Origin of the sequence: Bifidobacterium callitrichidarum, assembly GCF_003129905.1 — a bacterium.
GTDB lineage: Bacteria > Actinomycetota > Actinomycetes > Actinomycetales > Bifidobacteriaceae > Bifidobacterium > Bifidobacterium callitrichidarum.
The window spans coordinates 1-18,075 of record NZ_QFFM01000039.1 but is presented as its reverse complement, the minus strand read 5'-3'; the positions used below and the strand labels follow the sequence as shown (position 1 = coordinate 18,075).

Here is an 18,075-nt window from a genome sequence, read left to right as displayed (position 1 = left end):
GAAATTGGTCATCGGCGGTGACGAAGACGAGGAATACCATGAGAACGGCCTGATTCGCACGCTGCGCAAGGTCATCAAGATCTCCAACGAATACGACGGCGAAAAGCTCAGGACCACCAAGAACGGCATCCGCTACTGGACCCCGATGCTCATCGTGTTCCTGACCATCGGTACCACCGATGTGATGTTCGCCTTCGATTCCATTCCGGCCATCTTCGGCCTGACCAAGGATCCGTTCCTGGTGTTCACCTCCAACGTGTTCGCCCTGCTCGGCCTGCAGCAGCTCTACTTCCTGCTTGGTGCCCTGCTGGACAAGCTGGTCTACCTGCCGGTGGGCCTGTCCGTGGTGCTCGGCTTCATCGGCGTCAAGCTCATCATGGAGGCGCTGCACGGCAACACCCTGCCGTTCATCAACGGCGGCGAGGGCATTCACTGGGTCCCCGAGGTGCCCACGTGGTTGTCCCTCGCGGTGATTGTGGTGGCAATCGGTGGCGCATCCCTGGCATCCGTGGCCAAGATGAAGAGTATGAACAAGGTCGAAAAAGCCTGAAAACGCTAAGGAAACTGCCGGCCAAAACCTAGCCGCCGCAACAATGTGAGCGCTCACAACACACCGGGCAAAAAATTTGTCATGCGGCGGCCTGCGCTAGTAAACTGTATTGCGGCAAGTGAGGCATTCAGCCTCGGAACCACAATCAAAGAATAGGCAGGCATTCATGCGTAAAGCCAAGATCGTTGATACCATCGGTCCCGCTACCGAGGATTACGACAACCTTCTCAAGCTCGTCGAAGCCGGTATGGACGTTGCTCGTCTGAACCGCTCCCACGGCACCCCTGAGGACCACCTCCGCGTTTACAACAACGTGCGCAAGGCCAGCAAGGAAACTGGTCGCAACGTCGCCGCACTGGTCGACCTTCAGGGCCCGAAGATCCGTTGCGGTTGGTTCAAGAAGAACGCCGAGGGTGAGGACAAGGTTCAGCTGCAGCTTGGCCAGGAGTTCATCATCACCACCGACGACATCGAGGGTGACGAGCACATCACCTCCACCACCTTCAAGGGCCTGCCGGGCGATTGCCACCCGGGCGACCCGATCCTCATCGACGACGGCAAGGTCCGTCTTGAGGTGACCAAGGTCGAGGGCAACAATGTGCACACCAAGGTCGTCGTGGCCGGTCCGGTGTCCTCCCACAAGGGCATCAACCTGCCGGGCGTGGCCGTCTCCCTGCCGGCCTTGACCGAGAAGGATGAGGCCGACCTGCGTTGGGCCATCCGCACCGGTGCCGACATCATCGCCATGTCCTTCGTGCGTTTCGCCACCGATATCGATCGCGCCCACGAGATCATGGACGAGGAAGGTCGTCGCATCCCGATCGTCGCCAAGATCGAGAAGCCGCAGGCCCTCGAGAACCTCGAGGAGATTGTAAAGACCTTCGACGGCGTCATGGCCGCCCGTGGCGACATGGCCGTTGAGTGTCCGCTGGAAGAGGTCCCGCTGGCCACCAAGCGCATCATCGAGCTGGCTCGCCAGTACGCCAAGCCGGTCATCGTGGCTACCGAGGTCCTCGGCTCCATGGTGAACTCCCCGGTCCCGACCCGTGCAGAGGCCTCCGACTGCGCCAACGCCGTCCTCGACGGCGCCGACGCCACCATGACCTCCAACGAGACCGCTGTCGGCAAGTACCCGGATGTGACCGTGAACACCATGGCCCGCATCTCCGGCTACGCCACCGACCACGGCTTCGACCGCATCCCGGAGCTCAAGAACCTCGACATGTCTTCCACTGGCGCCGTTTCCTCCGCCGCTGTGGACTTGGCCGACAAGCTCAACGCCAAGGCCATCGTCGCCTACACCCAGACCGGTTCCACCGTGCACCGCGTTTCCCGCGAGCGTCCGGCCGCCCCGATCTACGGCATCACCAACAACGAGCACACCTACCACTGGCTGGCTCTGTCCTGGGGTACCGAGGCCTTCTACGTGACCGAGGATTACCACGACAAGTCCCGCAAGGACCTCATGATCTACACCGACAAGGTCCTCAAGGACGCCGGCAAGGTCGCTGACGGCGACAAGATCGTCATCCTGAGCTCCGCTCAAGGCGATCACCAGCCGGGCCGCACCGACTCCATCTACGTCCACACCGTCGGTGCCTGCGACTGATTTCCGGTTGCATGTCCCACGGTTCTAGACTGGTTCTAGATCGTAGGTAGTAGGAAGCCTCCTATCCGATTGGGTAGGAGGCTTTTCGTATGCGGCTGTACGTGAAATACGGCGGCCATCGGCGCAAAAGGGCAGAAGTTCCGCCAAAGATGGCGACGGCCCCACCGTATTTCACGGTAGGGCCATCGCAATAACCATGCCGCGTGGCTTACGACACGGTCGCAGGGTCAGTCGTTAAGCTGCTCCAGGCTACCGCTCTTCAGACGCAGAATCGCGATGATCGTCTTCGCATCCACGATCGTGCCGTTAAGCACCATCTGATAGGCGTCGTCCAGCGATGTGAGCCGAACCTCGGAGCGCGGCGTTTCCGGACCGATCTCCTGACGCTTGGTCGGCGTCAAATCGGTGGCCAGATACAGCGAGGTGTGCTGCGTGGAGTAGCTGGGCGTATTGAGGAAGCGGGCGAACTGCGTGATGCGGCCCGCCTCATAGCCGCCCTCCTCGATGAGCTTGCGCTTGGCCAGATCCTGGGTCGGCTCGGCGGAATCCACCGCATGACCGCCGGGAATCTCCAAGGTCCAGCGGTGGCTGGCCAGACGGTACTGTTCCACCAGCGGAATCATGCCGTCCTTGGTCAGGGCGAGCACGCCCACGGTGTCGCCCACATTGCCATAGAGGCAATACCTATCGAACTGTCCTCCGTCATTCGACTCGTAGGAGACCCGATCGATGCTGAAGTAATGCGTCTTTGCGATTTGGTGGCGGGAAATCTCCTTGACGGGAGAGGGACGCCACGGGTCGAACTGACGGTACGTTTCGTTGCTCATATGCCCTCCTCATGACAGCATTGCGTGAAACCACCTTCATTGTAGGTCCACGAACGGTTACGGGAATGGACAACACTCAGACCAGATGGCCTGCTGATACCGGCCGAAAACCAAGGAACGACCTCGCAGAGCCGGGCCTGACACGCCGCCCAAACCCACCCGACACAGGCCCGCACGCGCAAAGCGTGTCATTACCAGCGCAGGTCCTCTTGATATGCTAAGCTCTCCAAAGTGCCTTGGGCAATGCCCCCGTATCCCAATTGGTAGAGGAAGCAGCCTCAAAATCTGCGCAGTGTGGGTTCGAGTCCCACCGGGGGCACATTTCAATGTCAGATTTACCGGTAGGCCTTGGTGGCGCTTGCCCGTCGAGGCTCAGGAAAGAGGTTGGTATGGCTGCAAGGAAGAAGTCCGAGGAACCGAGCATCAACGTCGATGAGGTGTTGACTGACGCGGAACTCAAGGCCGCCGCGGGCGTGGAGGATGAGGCCGAGCCGGCCCCCGCCAAGTCCGAGGACGGTCCCCGCACTGTGGTGGTGGCCGAGGATGAGGCCGTGAACCGTATGGATCTGGTTGCCATGCTCGAGGACAACGGCTACGAGGTCGTCGGCCAGGCCGCCAACGGCGAGGAAGCTGTGGAGCTCACCCGCAAGTACCGTCCGGACGTGGTGTGCATGGACGTCAAGATGCCGCGCATGGACGGCATCGCCGCCGCCGGCATCATCTGCGACGAGAACATCGCCCCCGTGGTCATGCTCACCGCATTCTCCCAGACCGATCTGGTCAAGAAGGCCACCGGCGCCGGCGCCATGGCGTACGTGACCAAGCCGTACGAGGAATCCAAGCTGCTGCCCACCCTTGAGGTGGCCATGGGCCGTTTCGCCGAGATCAACGACCTGCTGGATACCGTGGAGCGCGGCGAACGCAAGCTCAAGGAAGCCAACGAGCAGCTCAAGGAAACCGAGGAGAAGCTCAAGAAGGCCGAGGACACGCTCGAGGAGCGCAAGCTCGTGGACCGCGCCAAGGGCCTGCTGATGGACAAGGCCGACTTCTCCGAGCAGGGTGCCTTCCGTTGGATCCAGAAGACCTCCATGGACCAGCGCATCCCGAAGAAGCGTCTGGCCATGGCCATCATCGCCAAGTACGGTGATCCGAAGCCCTCCGATTCGGATGAGCGCTGATCGATCGTTGACCGTACAGCATAACGTCGAGCCGTCCACCCCCCCCCCCCTGCTGGTGGGGGACGGCCATTCTTTGGCCTTCCGCGCGTTCTTTGCCCTGCCTGTCGATAACTTCAGCACCGAGGCCGGGCAGGCCACCAACGCCGTTTGGGGCTTCGCCAGCATGCTCGCGCAGGTGGTCGACGCCGAAAAGCCGGACCATCTCGCCGTCGCCTTCGATGTCAAGGGCGGTACTTTCCGCAACGAGATGCTGCCGCAGTACAAGGGCACGCGCGACGCCGCTCCCGAGGAGCTACTCACCCAGCTGCCGCTCATCCAGCGCATGCTGACGGCGCTCGGCATCAGGTACATCGAGAAGCCGGGTTACGAAGGCGACGACGTCATCGCCACACTCGCCACCATGGGCGACCACGACGGCTACCATACACTCGTGCTGTCCGGCGACCGCGACGCCTTCCAGCTCATCGACGACAACGTCACCGTGCTGTACCCGGGGCATCACTTCAAGGATCTGAAGCACATGACCCCGCAGGCCGTGGTGGACAAATACAAGGTCACGCCCGCGCAATACCCCGATCTGGCGGCCCTGCGCGGCGAAACCGCTGACAACATCCCCGGCGTGCCCGGCGTGGGCGACGGTTTTGCCGCCAAATGGATCAACCAGTTCGGCTCCCTCGACGCCATCTGCGAGCACGCCGACGAGATCGGCGGCAAGAAGGGCGAGGCGCTCCGGGCCAGCATCGACCAGGTCAAGCTCAACCGCAAGGTCAACGCCTTGGTGCGGGATGTGGATCTCGGCGTCGAAGTCAAGGACCTGACGTTCGGCAACGTGGACACCGACGCATTGGACAAGCTGTTCAAGGAACTCGAGTTCGGCGGCCGCACCCGCACCCGCATGCTCAAGACCTTCAACAACGGTGTCTCCGCCGCCCAGACCGAACCCGGAGCCGATACCGCGGATGACGAATCCGTCGTCTCGCTGGACCCGCCCGAAGCCACGGTGATCGATTCGCCGGAGGCCTTCGACGCATGGATAGCCGCCCATCGCGCGGCGGTGCACGTGCCGGATGACGTGGCCGATTTCACCGTCGCCGGCACCGACTATCAGGGCGCCGACCGCCATACCGTCTGCGGCGATGCCGTCAACCACGCCTGGACCGTGGCCGCATGGGGTGACGTGCGTCCCGGACGCGCCACGATGCAATCGCTCGCCATCTGCGCGGGCGATGAGGCCACCGTCATCAACGCACCGATCGACGAGACGTTGCGCGGGGCAGTGCAGACGTTCCTGGACGGCGAGCACAAGCGCGCCATCGTCCACGGCTACAAGGAGTTCCTGCATCTGCTGGGGGCCGCGGGCCTCGACATGGATCTTCCGATGTTCGACACCAAACTTGCCGGATATCTGGCCGAACCGGATTTCCATGCGGATTCGCTCGCCCAAGCCGCCGAACATTTCCTTGATTTCCATGCGGACGAATCCGCCGAACCCGAACAGGGCACGCTGGACTTCGCCGACGAGACGGTCGAACCGGATGCGGCGGACGACGGACAGCCTGACGAGAGCCGTCTGCGCGACCTCTCCATCATCCGGGGTCTGGCGCACCTGCTGGGTCCGATCATCGACGAACGCGAACAGTGCTGGCTCATGCGCGCGGTGGAACTGCCCGTCTCCCGCGTGCTGCACGGCATGGAACACACCGGTGCCGCCGTGGATCTGGGCCGCATCACCGGCATCCGCGACCAGTTCGCCGCCGACGCCGGCATGGCGCAGAACATGGCATGGCAGTTCGCCGGCTCGCAGATCAACCTGCAAAGCCCCAAGCAGCTGCAGAAGGTGCTGTTCGAAGACATGGGCCTGAAACCCACCAAGCGCACCAAAACCGGTTCGTACACCACCAACGCCGCCGCATTGCAGACCCTGTACCTCAAGTCCATCGACAACGAGCAGGCCAACGGATTCCTCGGCGCGCTGCTGAAGCACCGTGAGACCAACAAGCTCAAGCAGATCGTACAGACGCTCATCGATGCCGTGAACCGCAAGGACACGCGCATCCACACCACGTACGAGCAGACCGTGGCCGCCACCGGTCGCCTGAGCTCCACCGATCCGAACCTGCAGAACATCCCCAACCGCAACGCCGCCGGACGAGAGATCCGCAGCGCGTTCGTGCCGGGGGAGGGATACGAGTCCCTGATGAGCTGCGACTACTCGCAGGTCGAGCTGCGCATCATGGCCGACCTGTCCGGGGACGAGGCGCTTATCGAGGCTTTCCGTTCCGGTGCGGACTTCCACAAGTACGTGGCCTCGATGGTCTACAAGGTGCCGGTCGACGAGATCACCGGCGACCAGCGCTCCCACGTGAAGGCCATGAGCTACGGTCTGGCCTACGGCCTGAGCACCTACGGACTCGCCCAGCAGCTGGGCATCGCCCCGCGCGAGGCCGAGGCACTGAAGAACCGCTACTTCGACACCTTCGGCAAGGTGCACGACTATCTGGAATCGCTGGTGGCATCCGCCCGCAAGGATGGATACACGGAGACCATCTTCGGCCGTCGCCGTTACTTCCCGGCATTGCGGTCCACGAACCGAGTGGCCCGTGAGGCCGCCGAACGCGCCGCGCTCAATGCGCCGATCCAGGGTTCCGCCGCCGACATCATGAAGATCGCCATGATCCGGGCCGATCAGGCGCTGCGCGAGGCCGGCGTGAAAAGCCGGATCATCCTGCAGATCCACGACGAACTCGTGGTCGAGATCGCGCCGGGGGAGAGCGAGCAGGTGACCGCGCTGGTCAGCGACGCCATGGAACACGCCGTGCACCTCGCCGTGCCGCTGGACGTCTCCTGTGGTATCGGCGCCGACTGGCAGCTCGCCGCCCACTGAGCACCGGACGGTTGCCGGCGGGAATCGACAACCTTGGCCAAGATCGGACGCAGAACAACGATTTCGCGTCCGATCTTGACCGGCGATCCTGGCCGGACATCCGTTGTGTCTGACGGATACCGGACCGGCCGGCCAAGATAATACCGGTGTCGGTGACTTAGGAACGTTACAATGAAACGTATGCCGAATCTGAAGCAAGTCATCGACGTCTTGGAAACCCTCTACCCGCTGCGCTACGCCGAATCATGGGACGAGCCCGGCCTCATCGTGGGCGACCTGAGCCAGAGCATCGGCAAAATCGTGTTCGCGGCCGACCCGACCTCCGCCATCGTCGACCAGGCCATCGAAGCGGGCGCGGACCTGCTCATCACCCATCACCCGCTGTACTTCCGCGCCGTGCATGAGACGGGCGGACTCGGCTTCCGCGGCGACATCGTACGCAGGCTCTACCAGTACGGCTGCGCGCTCTGGGTAGGACACACCAACGCCGACTCCGCGTGGCGCGGCGTGGGGCAGGCCGCAGCCGACCATTTCGGACTCATCGATCAGAAGCCGCTCGTACCCATCGCCGATCCGGATGCCGAATGCGCCGGACACCCCGTGGGACTGGGCCGTGTGGGACGGCTGCCCGAACCCATCGCCCTCGGCGACTTCGCACAGCGCGTGTTCGATGAGGTGAACGACCACGGCATGGCCACCGCGCTCGGCGTACAGGTGTGCGGCGATTTGGACTCGCCGGTCGAAACCGTGGCCGTGCTGCCCGGTTCCGGCGATTCCCTGTTCAACGAGGTGCGCGCCGCCGGCGTGGACGTGTACGTGACCAGCGACCTGCGCCACCATCCGGTGACCGACGCCATCGAACAGGCCCGGTACGAGGCCCGCATGCGCGCGGCCGGCATCGCCTTGGGACAGGGCGACGCAAGAACACGCCCGTACCTCATCAACACGCCGCATGCGGCCATCGAATCGATGTGGTTCAACTACGCGGTCGAAGACGTGCCGGCAGCCATCGAAACGGCCACCGGCGAGCGGCCCGACGTCACATGGCTGCATACCACCACCGATCCATGGACGCTGTCCATCACCTCGCACAAGCAGTGATTCATCGCGCCGGTCCGACGCACCCCTTACAAGGAGGCCTCACAGGAGTGTTTGGCAACAACAAACCAAGCAAACAGGAACAACTCGAACACAGGCTCGACCGCAAACTCAACGCCAGCTCGGACGGCATCGACATGGACGTGCCGGCCAAGGTGATCAGCAGCGAAACCGTGTACACCGGCCGCATCTTCCATGTGGACGACATGCGGCTCGCCCTGACCGACAAGCAGGGCCAGGAACACGAGATCAGCCGCCAGGTGCTGCGTCACGCGCCCTGCGTGGTGATGCTCGTGCACGACATGTCCACCGACCGCTACCTCATCGAACGCGAATACCGCGCCGGCTCGGACATGTTCGCCTACGGCCTGCCCGCGGGCCTCATGGACGAAGGCGAGGACATGATGGACGCCGCCCTGCGCGAACTCGCCGAGGAGACCGGCGTGGTGCCGGACCGTGACGTGATGGGCGTGGACTACGTGGGCGACTTCTACTCCTCCGAAGGCATGACCGACGAACTGGCCCACATCATGGTGCTGCATCTCGGCCCGTTCACACGGGAGGAACGCCACTTCGACCCGGACGAGCACGTGGAATCCGCGTGGATCCCCTGGAGCGACCTGGTGGCCACGCGCATCACCGCATCCAACTCGATGATCGCCATCCAACACGAGGCGCTGCGTCGGCTCATCGCCCAGCGCAAGGATCCGGACACGCACGACAAGTCGCTGTTCGCCTGACGTTCACTCCATCGGTACACCGGTAACAAGAAAGGTGGGATACTGGAAACATGCAGATCAGACCTGGATCAATGTACCCTCTGGGTGCCAGCTATGACGGCGCCGGAGTCAATTTCGCTCTTTACTCGCAGGTGGCACAGAAGGTCGAATTGTGCCTCTTCGACGACAACGACGTCGAGACGCGCGTCGAAATGACCGAGCAGAACTCCTATGTTTGGCACAACTACATCCCCGGCCTCCAGCCCGGACAACGCTACGGCTACCGCGTCTACGGCCCGTACGACCCGGTGCACGGCCTGCGATGCAACCCCAACAAGCTGCTGCTCGACCCGTACGCCAAGGCCATCGAAGGCAACATCGACGGCGACGAAAGCCTCTTCTCCTACTGGTTCAGGAGCCCGGACGACCTCTCGTCCATGAACACGCTCGACTCGGCCGCCCACACCATGAAGTCGGCCGTGATTAACCCCTACTTCGACTGGGGCAACGACCAGCACCCCTACATCCCGTACCACGATTCCGTGATCTACGAGGCCCACGTGCGCGGCATGACCAACCTCAACCGCGACGTGCCGCCGGACATCCGCGGCACCTACGCAGGCCTGGCCTACCCGAGCGTCATCGAATACCTGAAGAAGCTGGGCATCACGGCCATCGAGCTCATGCCTATCCACCAGTTCGTCAACGACTCGTTCCTCCAGGAGAAGGGCCTGTCGAACTACTGGGGATACAACACCATCGGCTTCTTCGCCCCGCACAACGCCTACTCCAGCTCCGGCGAGCGCGGCCAGCAGGTCAACGAGTTCAAGTCCATGGTCAAGGCCTACCACCGCGCCGGCATGGAGGTCATCCTCGACGTGGTGTACAACCACACCGCCGAAGGCAACCACATGGGCCCCACGCTGAGCTTCAAGGGCATCGACAATCAGTCGTACTACCGTCTGGTGGACGGCGACCAGATGCACTACTTCGACACCACCGGCACCGGCAACTCGCTGCTCATGCGCTCGCCGCACGCCCTGCAGCTCATCACCGACTCCCTGCGCTACTGGGTCACTGAGATGCACGTCGACGGCTTCCGCTTCGATTTGGCGGCCACGCTGGCCCGTCAGTTCCAGGAGGTCGACAAGCTCTCCGCGTTCTTCGACATCGTGGAGCAGGACCCGGTGATCAGCCGCGTCAAGCTCATCGCCGAACCGTGGGATCTGGGTTCCGGCGGCTACCAGGTGGGCGGCTTCCCGTCCAGCTGGTCCGAATGGAACGGACGCTTCCGTGACACCGTGCGCGACTTCTGGCGCTCGCAGCCGTCCACGTTGCCCGAGTTCGCGTCCCGACTCATGGGCAGCTCCGACCTCTATCAGGTCAACGGCCGCCGCCCGGTGGCGTCCGTGAACTTCATCACCGCGCACGACGGCTTCACCATGAACGATTTGGTGAGCTATAACGAGAAGCACAACGGCGCCAACGGCGAGGGCAACCGGGACGGTGAATCCAACAACCGCTCCTGGAACTGCGGCGTGGAGGGCCCCACCAACATCCGCGACGTCAACGACCTGCGCCAGCGCCAGATCCGCAACATGTTCTCCACGCTGCTGCTGAGCCAGGGCATCCCGATGATTTGCGGCGGCGACGAGGTGGAGCGCACCCAACAGGGCAATAACAACGCCTACTGCCAGGACAACGAGATCTCCTGGACCAACTGGGACCTCAACCGGGACCAGAAGGACATGTTGGCGTTCGTCTCCAAGCTCATCCACCTGCGTTTGAACCATCCGGTCCTGCACCGCCGTCGCTTCTTCACCGGTCGTGAGCCCGGGGACGATTCGAACAAGATCCCGCAGGTCGAATGGTTCGACCACACCGGTTCCATCATGGATATGGAGGACTGGCAGAATACCCACGCCTTCTCCATGATGATCTTCTTGAACGGTTCGGATATCCCCGAAGTGGACTGGTACGGCAACCGGATGGTCGACAACGACTTCATCCTCATCTTCAACGCCCACTACGAGCCCATCATGTTCACCCTGCCTGACGAGCGGTACGGCCGCAAGTGGCAGCTCATCGTGGACACGCATAACCCCAAGGGCCCGGAGCTGAGTTACGAGGCCGGGTTCGTGATCACCGCGCAGGCACGCAGCTTCCTGATGCTCATCAGCGCCAAGAAGCCCAAGCGCCCGTTCGAACCGACCGAAGGCTGAGCCGATTCTCGGTTGATGAGGCGGCAATAGCCACGATGGGCCGCTCTCCTGCGTCGTCATGCGGCGTCGGGGGAGTGGCCCATCGTTTATTTATGGGGATGTTGCGCTACTTGTCCGCGGCGATGCGGGACTCGATGTGCTCGGATTCGTCGTTCTTGTCAAGACCGCCCTCGACCATCTGCGCATGCAACAGCTGCGCGGCCACGCGGTCGGCCTCGATGGCGGCGATCTGCCGCGAGAACACGATGAACCACCCCAGGAACATGAGGCCGGCCAGCGCCTCCACGTTGGTGAGCGTGTTGTGGCCCATCATCATGTTGGCCCAGAATCCCGCGCACACCAGTGCAGCCAGATCGGAGGCCACCATCACCGCCTTGGACAGACGCGGGGCGAGCCACGGCAGGCAGACGAACAGCACCAGCATCACGAACGGCAGACCCTTGGCGCACACGTTGTGCATGAGATTGTGTGGCGTGTACCGGAACGCGCCGATGCCGATGAACGCGAGGCCCGAAATGGTCAGCAGCGCGGACAGGATGGTGATGCGCGCCATGAAATGAGGGATATCGTAGCCGCGGTTCGGATCCTTGTTGGTTCGATCGTGCCACAGTCGCTGCAGACGCTCGGTGGTCACCAGTTCGGAGATAGCGAAGTAGCTGACGATGATGATGCACGTGCCGGCCAGCATGAGCGTGGAGTTGAACATGCGGGCGGCGAAGGTGGTGCGGTCGCCGAGCTGGGAGAAGTTGTTGTGGTACCAGTACGGGTCGTCGGTGGTCATACCGGCGGTCACCACGCCGGAGATCACGAAGAACGGCAGCAGACCTGCGATGGTCTTGGCGTTCATGAGCTCGGCCTGCACGAACGTCATGTACCCCACCACGCCGGCGAATCCGGCGCAGACGCTGGAGATGTAGCCGGAGAAGATGGCATTGCCCATCATGTCATTCGCGGCGCCGATCAGGGCGAACGAGGAGAGGAATATCGTGGAGGCGTACACCACCGACAAGGCCACGATCTCCACGATGCGGCGGATCGGCGCAAACCAGCCGTTGTTCAGGTTCAGCGACCGTGATTTGCTGGCGTACCCGATGATGAAGGAGATGACGCCGCAGCCGGCCACGATGCCCGAACACACCATGAAACGGCGTTGGGTGAGCTGCCAGATGGCCGGTGCGTACTCCATGTAGATGTTCATGGACACGGCACCCACCACGGCGCAGATCAGGAAGGAGATCAGGCCGGAGGTCTCCGCGCGCTGATGACGTCCCATGGGTGCTCCTTCCGTGTATGGCTCCGCTGCCGGTAACGTTTTGCGGACGAATCTTGCCAAATTGCCATTGTATCCCGTGTCCCGGTCCGACTATGCGATACAATGTCTTCTTGTGCCGTCGCCGCATGCGTTTATGCCGGCGATGCGACGACATGACGGGCTATAGCGCAGCTTGGTAGCGCGCCTGCTTTGGGAGCAGGATGTCGCCGGTTCAAATCCGGCTAGCCCGACAGAAACGGCGGAATTCCAAGGGTTTGAGACCTTCGAATTCCGACTTCTGTGCGACAGAGCACAAATCGAGCACATGGCTGTGGACTATACGGTCCTGCATCACCTTGGAGCCACGGTGTGTGACTCGATCCACTGCCGGAGGTCATCACGCCGGTATCGGATTAGCCTCCCTTCTTTCCCGGCCTTTCGTGGTTCTTGGCAAACATAGGGAATGGGTACCCGCTTCATGCAATGCCTTGCATCGTTGCTTGGTCGGAGTTCTTTCAAACCCTCCGATTTTCCTCTCACTGCCCACGGCCTGCACGGAACGATTTTACCGAAGTTTTGAGAGAGATTTTTCAAACCCTTTTTTACCTGTTACCTACCGCAGGAAAAAGCAAAATGCCAGACAGGGGGATGTCCCTTTCTTTGAACTCTATTGACAATCGTCCTATTGTTTACTATTATATATGTTATATAACATGGATTATAGCAAAGGAGCTGTAATAAATGCCACCGAGAGCAAAAGTTACAAGAGAAATGATTATAGATGCCGCTTTTGAAATAATTAGAGACGCCAGCATTGAAGCCGTTAATGCTCGATCTATATCAAAAGAATTAAACTGTTCCACTCAGCCCGTTATGTATCATTTCAAAACGATAAAGGAATTGAAAAGAGCAGTATATGAAAAAACAGATGAATACCATTCCACTTATATTATGAATATTCATAGCGATAATCCAATGAAGGATATTGGCCTGAATTACATTCAGTTTGCGGTAAAGGAAAAAAATCTGTTTCGTTTTCTGTTTCAATCCAATGAATTTTCAGGCAAAAATATTTCTGAATTGACAAACGTAGAGGAATTGCAGCCTATTGTTGCTATCCTCAGCCAGGAAGCGGCAGTCAATACGGAGCAGGCAAAAGTTATTTTTCGATCATTATTCTTAATTGCACATGGATATGCCAGTATGTTCGCGAACAACGCAATGAAGTATGACGAGCAGATGGTTTTATCCGATTTAAGTTTGATATTTGATGGAACTGTCAAGGCAGTGAAGGGATAGTTTAATGTATCGTTTATATAAGAAAAATGAATTGAATTTTTCTTTGGTGTGGATTATTTCCTATGTTGTTTTATTTAGTTTATCGGACAGCCTTTCGACTTCTCTCGGTATGCTAAAAATAATAACTGCCCCCGTGTCCATTATTTTTGTCTTGCTTATTTTAGGTTTTATAAAAAAGTATAGCCTTTGGGGAAAATACGGGTTATGTTCATTCAAAGGGGATCTGAAACAATATCTGTATTTTATTCCGCTGGTCCTGATCGGAAGCGTGTCCCTATGGAACGGCGTTGCAATGAATGCTTCTATTACGGAAACTGCTCTATTCATTGTAAGTATGGTTTGCGTCGGGTTTATCGAAGAAATCATCTTTCGCGGGTTTCTTTTCAAGGCAATGTACCGGGATAATATAAAACTTGCGGTTTTCATTTCAAGTATCACATTCGGCATAGGGCATATTGTAAACTTGCTGAACGGCGAAGATTTGATACCCACGCTCTTGCAGGTTTGTTATGCAACAGCAATAGGCTTTTTGTTTACGATTATATTTTACAAAGGAAAAAGTCTTTTGCCTTGTATTGTTACACATGAGGTAATTAATTCTTTGAGCATTTTTTCTGTCAATAATTCGTTGATGGGTACTGTAATAACTGCCGTTGTATTATGTGTTATTTGTATTGCGTATGCTTTATGGATATTGAGAAAAACCCATAGGCCTGATAAAGATGAGGAGGGCGCGGTACGGAGAAAGAGCGGTAACAAATTGATCTGACCATGTTTCGACACACCTCGCCATTTCGCCGTTCCGACGCTCAAAGCCAGTAACAAACCGGTAGCAATGACCGTCATGATCCACCAATCTGACTGGCCCGAACCAAGACCCCCGACTGATTGCAAGAGAGCCATTTCCCGGCAGGGGAGTGCGGCGTACGTCAGTCGATGCAGTTGAACCAGCCGGTCCTCTCCGGGGTGAGCTTGAGATTGATCTGCTTCAGCACGGTGTATTCCCTGAGTCCGGCGAGACCGCCGTCCACGGTGGTGCCGCTCTGACGGTGCGGGCTCACGGATATGCCCTGCGTCTCATCCATGTAGGTGTTCGCGTACATGATGCCGGTGTCCACGCCGCTGCACACGCGCAGGGCCCGGCCCATGTCCGCGGTGAACACGCCGCCGGCGAGCCCGTATCGGGTGCCATTGGCGAGACGCACGGCTTCGGCCTCGTCCTTGAAGGTCTGGACGGTCAGCACCGGGCCGAAAATCTCCTCCTGCACGACGCGCATGTCCTGCGTGCAATCCACGAGCACGGTCGGTTCGATGAAATAGCCCCGCCCGAACTCGCCTTCGGTGATGCGATGCCCGCCGATGAGCACGCGGGCTCCCTCCTCCTGGCCGATGCGGATGTAATCGAGCACCCGTTCCATATGCCGTTTCGAGACCATCGGGCCGAACTCCGTTTCCGGATCCAGCGGGTCGCCGATGCGAATCTTCGGGATACGTTCCTTGAGCAGGTCCATGACCCGTTCATAGGCGGTATCCTGCACCAGCAGCCGCGAACCGGCGATGCATACCTGGCCCTGGCTCAGGAAGATGCCGAACATCAGCCGGTCCACCGCCACATCCAAATCGGCATCATCGAAGATGATGAACGGCGACTTGCCGCCCAACTCCATGGAGAACCGTTTGACGCTGGTCGCGGAATGCTTGATGATGTCCCTGCCGGTTTCGGTGCCTCCGGTGAACGTGATCTTGGCGACGTCCCTGTTCTCGGCCAACGCCGTGCCGACCTCGGAGCCGGAACCAAGCACCAGGTTCACGCTGCCGGCCGGGAATCCGGCCTCCGCCATCGCCTTGACCATCATCGCCGTGGTGACCGGCGTCAGGGACGACGGCTTGATGACCACCGGATTGCCAGCGGCGAGAGCGGGCGCGATGCCCGCGGCCGTGGTACCCATCGAGTAATTCCACGGAGCGAGCACCGCGCACACACCCAAGGGCTCGCGGACGGTGACGCTCATCAGATCGCCGTTCTCGATGGAGGAGGTGCCCTGAAGCTCGTGGATCAGACCGGCGTAATAGCGGAACGCGCCGCTTGCGGCGTACACGTCGTCATACCGGGTCTCCTTGTACACCCTGCCCATGCTGCGTGTCTCCTCGACCGCCAGCTCCTCGGCGCGTTCCTCGATGAGGTCGGCGGCCTTGTTCATAAGCTCGGCACGTTCGTCGGCGGTGAGATTACGCCACGGCGATCCGGTTCGAACGCCTTGCGTGCGGCCGCGACGGCCATATCCGCCTCGCCGGCGGTACCCTGTGTCGCCTCGGCTGCGACGGTGCCGTTGGCGGGATTGATGATCGTCGTCGTTCGTCCCGAGGCCGATTCGATCCACTCGCCGTCGATGTACATCCTGATGCGATCCACCATGTTCGCTCCCATATCGTGAATGAATGATGGTGCCATGGTACTCCGATGCACTTACTCCTCAGTCAGTTCAAGTCAGTATGCACACGGATGCCTTGGAATCCGGTTGGTTGCCATGCAGGCGTCAATGTGATTGTCGCGAGATAGCGCAAAGCCCCGCGATCATGCGGGGCTTTGAATGATGGTGCCCGAGACGGGACTTGAACCCGTACGCCTGTATAAAATAGGCACTAGCACCTCAAGCTAGCGCGTCTACCATTCCGCCACCCGGGCAGGTGTCGTTAAGGACAACGGTTAGGCACTTTATCGGGGATTCTTGTCGGAGTCAAATCACGCCACTCCATGAGACGATTTCTGAGACAATCCATGGGATACCACGGCCGCACCGGCGGTGAACGAGGAATCGGTCCGTTCGGCTGTCGACTTGAGCAAAACGCCGTTCCCGCCCGCCAGTCCTGATAGATTGGCGGTATGACCGAACAATCGAATCTTTGGCCGGCACCGCTCGCCGGCAAGCCGCTGGACGCCACGGTGACCGTGTCCGGCAGCAAGTCGCTGTCCAACCGTTATCTGATGCTGGCCGCGCTCGGTTCGCAGCCGGTCACACTGGTCGGCTTGCTGCGCTCGCGTGACACCGACCTCATGATGGGCGCGCTCGAAGCTTTGGGCGTCCGCTGCGAGGTGGATTCCCAAGTCGATACCACGGTGACGGTGATGCCGCCCGCCAACGGTCGTTTCCATGGCGATGTCGACCTGTTCTGCGGCCTGGCCGGCACGGTGATGCGTTTCGTGCCTGGTCTCGCCCTGTTCGCCGACGGCCCGGTCCGTTTCGATGGTGACGAACAGGCCTACGCTCGTCCGATGAAGCCGGTACTCGATGGTCTGGAACAATTGGGCGCGACTGTGGAATACCACGGCGAGGTGGGGCGTCTGCCGTTCACCATCACGCCGCCCGCCAGCCTGCCGCCGACCCAGGCTCAAGTGAGCATCGACTCGTCCGGTTCCTCCCAATTCATTTCCGGACTGCTGCTCATCGGCTCCCGACTGCCCGGCGGCCTGGCACTGCGGCACACGGGGGAGAAGACCCCGAGTCTGCCCCACATCCGCATGACCGTGGCCGATGTGACCGGTGCCGGCGGCGTCATCGAGGCCGATGAGACCGCACGCACGTGGACGGTCGCACCGCATGCCCTGCAGCTGCCGGAGCGGGTGACGGTGGAGCCTGACCTGTCGAACGCGGCGCCGTTCCTCGGCGCGGCGTTGATCGCCGGTGGTACGGTGCGCGTGCCGCATTGGCCTGAAACCACCACCCAGCCGGGTGGCCTGCTGCCGGGATATCTGGAACAAATGGGGGCCAAGGTTTCGTTCCCGGAAATCGACGGGATACGTTACTGCGAGGTGACCGGCGACGGGACCGTGCACGGACTCGACACGTTCGATCTGACCGCGGCGGGGGAGATTGCACCTTCGTTGGCTGCGATTCTGGTGTTCGCTGACGCGCCGACCGATATGGTGGGCATCGGCCATCTGCGCGGCCATGAGACGAACCGTCTGGCTGCGTTGGTGAATGAAATTACTCGTGTGGGCGGCAAGGCCGAGGAACTGCCGGATGGGCTGCACATCGAGCCGGTGCCGGCCGATGAACTGCACGGTGCTGATATGGAGACCTACGCCGATCACCGCATGGCGACCTTCGCCGCGATGCTCGGTCTGCGTATTCCCGGCATCAAGGTGATCAACGTGGCCACCACCCGCAAGACCCTGCCCGATTTCGTCTGCATGTGGAACGGCATGCTGGGGGAGTAGCGCCGGGTTGTCCGGCTATGGCGATTACGAGATCGGGGGCGTTTTCTGGCTCCCCTCTCCGAGGGGAGCTGTCAGCGAAGCTGACTGAGGGGAGTGCCGGGACGTAATGCTACGTGACGCAGGCTCCCCTCAGTCGTCTACGACGACAGCCCCCCCTCAGAGAGGGGAGCCAGAACGCAACCAAATACGACAAGAGGGGTGTGGCCCAGCGGAATATC

General features: G+C 60.4%; 14 protein-coding genes and 3 tRNA genes. 12 read left to right on the top strand and 5 right to left on the bottom strand.

Annotated features, from left to right (window positions below):
* Together DF196_RS12545 and pyk are read left to right on the top strand one after the other, a co-directional pair.
* A partial coding sequence (locus DF196_RS12545) for a TerC family protein (protein ID WP_421728496.1) occupies positions 1-550 on the top strand: 550 nt, incomplete at its 5' end.
* A gap of 166 nt (positions 551-716) precedes the next feature.
* Complete coding sequence (pyk, locus tag DF196_RS12540) at positions 717-2,159, top strand: pyruvate kinase (RefSeq protein ID WP_109058140.1); 1,443 nt, start codon at positions 717-719, stop codon at positions 2,157-2,159.
* A 227-nt stretch (positions 2,160-2,386) separates the two neighbouring features.
* Here the strand turns inward: pyk and DF196_RS12535 are convergent, their stop codons facing one another.
* Positions 2,387-2,986, bottom strand: a complete 600-nt coding sequence (locus DF196_RS12535; RefSeq protein ID WP_109058139.1) for an NUDIX domain-containing protein — start codon at positions 2,984-2,986, stop codon at positions 2,387-2,389.
* 245 nt (positions 2,987-3,231) lie between these two features.
* Here DF196_RS12535 and DF196_RS12530 point away from each other — a divergent pair.
* From DF196_RS12530 to glgX, 6 genes are all read left to right on the top strand, one after another.
* Positions 3,232-3,305: transfer RNA gene (locus DF196_RS12530), tRNA-Leu, on the top strand.
* Positions 3,306-3,375: 70 nt separating this feature from the next.
* Positions 3,376-4,164, top strand: a complete 789-nt coding sequence (locus tag DF196_RS12525; RefSeq protein WP_109058138.1) for an ANTAR domain-containing response regulator — start codon at positions 3,376-3,378, stop codon at positions 4,162-4,164.
* The gene (polA, locus tag DF196_RS12520; protein ID WP_109058137.1) at positions 4,154-7,048 is read left to right on the top strand and encodes a DNA polymerase I; all 2,895 of its coding nucleotides are present in this window, start codon (positions 4,154-4,156) and stop codon (positions 7,046-7,048) included. Before DF196_RS12525 ends, polA begins: the two co-directional genes overlap by 11 nt.
* Positions 7,049-7,228: 180 nt before the next feature.
* Positions 7,229-8,149: a Nif3-like dinuclear metal center hexameric protein gene (locus tag DF196_RS12515; RefSeq protein ID WP_170115081.1), complete on the top strand. Its 921-nt coding sequence runs from the start codon at positions 7,229-7,231 to the stop codon at positions 8,147-8,149.
* A 134-nt stretch (positions 8,150-8,283) separates the two neighbouring features.
* Positions 8,284-8,886: an NUDIX hydrolase gene (locus DF196_RS12510; RefSeq protein ID WP_241519719.1), complete on the top strand. Its 603-nt coding sequence runs from the start codon at positions 8,284-8,286 to the stop codon at positions 8,884-8,886.
* Positions 8,887-8,957: 71 nt separating this feature from the next.
* Positions 8,958-11,087, top strand: a complete 2,130-nt coding sequence (gene glgX, locus DF196_RS12505) for a glycogen debranching protein GlgX (RefSeq protein ID WP_170115080.1) — start codon at positions 8,958-8,960, stop codon at positions 11,085-11,087.
* A gap of 106 nt (positions 11,088-11,193) precedes the next feature.
* Here glgX and DF196_RS12500 read toward each other — a convergent pair whose 3' ends face one another.
* On the bottom strand, positions 11,194-12,360 hold the full coding sequence (locus tag DF196_RS12500) for an ABC transporter permease (protein ID WP_109058133.1): 1,167 nt from the start codon (positions 12,358-12,360) through the stop codon (positions 11,194-11,196).
* Between the two features lie 156 nt (positions 12,361-12,516).
* Between DF196_RS12500 and DF196_RS12495 the strand changes: the two genes are divergently transcribed.
* The 3 genes from DF196_RS12495 to DF196_RS12485 all read left to right on the top strand — a co-directional run bounded on the left by DF196_RS12495 (position 12,517) and on the right by DF196_RS12485 (position 14,407).
* Positions 12,517-12,590: transfer RNA gene (locus DF196_RS12495), tRNA-Pro, on the top strand.
* A 490-nt stretch (positions 12,591-13,080) separates the two neighbouring features.
* Positions 13,081-13,638, top strand: coding sequence for a TetR/AcrR family transcriptional regulator (locus DF196_RS12490; protein WP_109058132.1), 558 nt, complete (start codon positions 13,081-13,083; stop codon positions 13,636-13,638).
* Between the two features lie 4 nt (positions 13,639-13,642).
* Entirely contained in the window at positions 13,643-14,407 is a 765-nt protein-coding gene (locus tag DF196_RS12485; RefSeq protein ID WP_109058131.1) for a CPBP family intramembrane glutamic endopeptidase, read from the top strand.
* 160 nt (positions 14,408-14,567) lie between these two features.
* Here the strand turns inward: DF196_RS12485 and DF196_RS12480 are convergent, their stop codons facing one another.
* The 3 genes from DF196_RS12480 to DF196_RS12470 form a co-directional block, all read right to left on the bottom strand.
* Positions 14,568-15,839 (bottom strand): aldehyde dehydrogenase family protein, encoded by a 1,272-nt coding sequence (locus tag DF196_RS12480; RefSeq protein ID WP_109058130.1) that lies wholly within the window; start codon positions 15,837-15,839, stop codon positions 14,568-14,570.
* Entirely contained in the window at positions 15,836-16,090 is a 255-nt protein-coding gene (locus tag DF196_RS14075) for an aldehyde dehydrogenase family protein (protein WP_109058129.1), read from the bottom strand. The genes DF196_RS12480 and DF196_RS14075 overlap by 4 nt, the downstream gene beginning before the upstream one ends.
* A gap of 143 nt (positions 16,091-16,233) precedes the next feature.
* A tRNA-Leu gene (locus DF196_RS12470) sits at positions 16,234-16,324 on the bottom strand.
* Between the two features lie 198 nt (positions 16,325-16,522).
* On the opposite strand from DF196_RS12470, the gene aroA reads away from it, so the two are divergent.
* On the top strand, positions 16,523-17,857 hold the full coding sequence (gene aroA, locus DF196_RS12465) for a 3-phosphoshikimate 1-carboxyvinyltransferase (RefSeq protein WP_109058128.1): 1,335 nt from the start codon (positions 16,523-16,525) through the stop codon (positions 17,855-17,857).
* The last annotated feature ends 218 nt before the right edge of the window (positions 17,858-18,075 follow it).

Excerpts from the sequence above, each read along its gene's own strand:
- DF196_RS12515 (WP_170115081.1), top strand. The coding sequence starts at position 7,229 with ATGCCGAATCTGAAGCAAGTCATCGACGTCTTGGAAACCCTCTACCCG.
- polA (WP_109058137.1), top strand. The coding sequence starts at position 4,154 with ATGAGCGCTGATCGATCGTTGACCGTACAGCATAACGTCGAGCCGTCC.
- DF196_RS12480 (WP_109058130.1), bottom strand. The coding sequence starts at position 15,839 with ATGAACAAGGCCGCCGACCTCATCGAGGAACGCGCCGAGGAGCTGGCG.
- pyk (WP_109058140.1), top strand. The coding sequence starts at position 717 with ATGCGTAAAGCCAAGATCGTTGATACCATCGGTCCCGCTACCGAGGAT.
- DF196_RS12500 (WP_109058133.1), bottom strand. The coding sequence starts at position 12,360 with ATGGGACGTCATCAGCGCGCGGAGACCTCCGGCCTGATCTCCTTCCTG.
- DF196_RS12490 (WP_109058132.1), top strand. The coding sequence starts at position 13,081 with ATGCCACCGAGAGCAAAAGTTACAAGAGAAATGATTATAGATGCCGCT.
- glgX (WP_170115080.1), top strand. The coding sequence starts at position 8,958 with ATGTACCCTCTGGGTGCCAGCTATGACGGCGCCGGAGTCAATTTCGCT.
- DF196_RS12525 (WP_109058138.1), top strand. The coding sequence starts at position 3,376 with ATGGCTGCAAGGAAGAAGTCCGAGGAACCGAGCATCAACGTCGATGAG.
- DF196_RS12535 (WP_109058139.1), bottom strand. The coding sequence starts at position 2,986 with ATGAGCAACGAAACGTACCGTCAGTTCGACCCGTGGCGTCCCTCTCCC.
- DF196_RS14075 (WP_109058129.1), bottom strand. The coding sequence starts at position 16,090 with ATGGCACCATCATTCATTCACGATATGGGAGCGAACATGGTGGATCGC.
- DF196_RS12510 (WP_241519719.1), top strand. The coding sequence starts at position 8,284 with ATGGACGTGCCGGCCAAGGTGATCAGCAGCGAAACCGTGTACACCGGC.
- DF196_RS12485 (WP_109058131.1), top strand. The coding sequence starts at position 13,643 with ATGTATCGTTTATATAAGAAAAATGAATTGAATTTTTCTTTGGTGTGG.
- aroA (WP_109058128.1), top strand. The coding sequence starts at position 16,523 with ATGACCGAACAATCGAATCTTTGGCCGGCACCGCTCGCCGGCAAGCCG.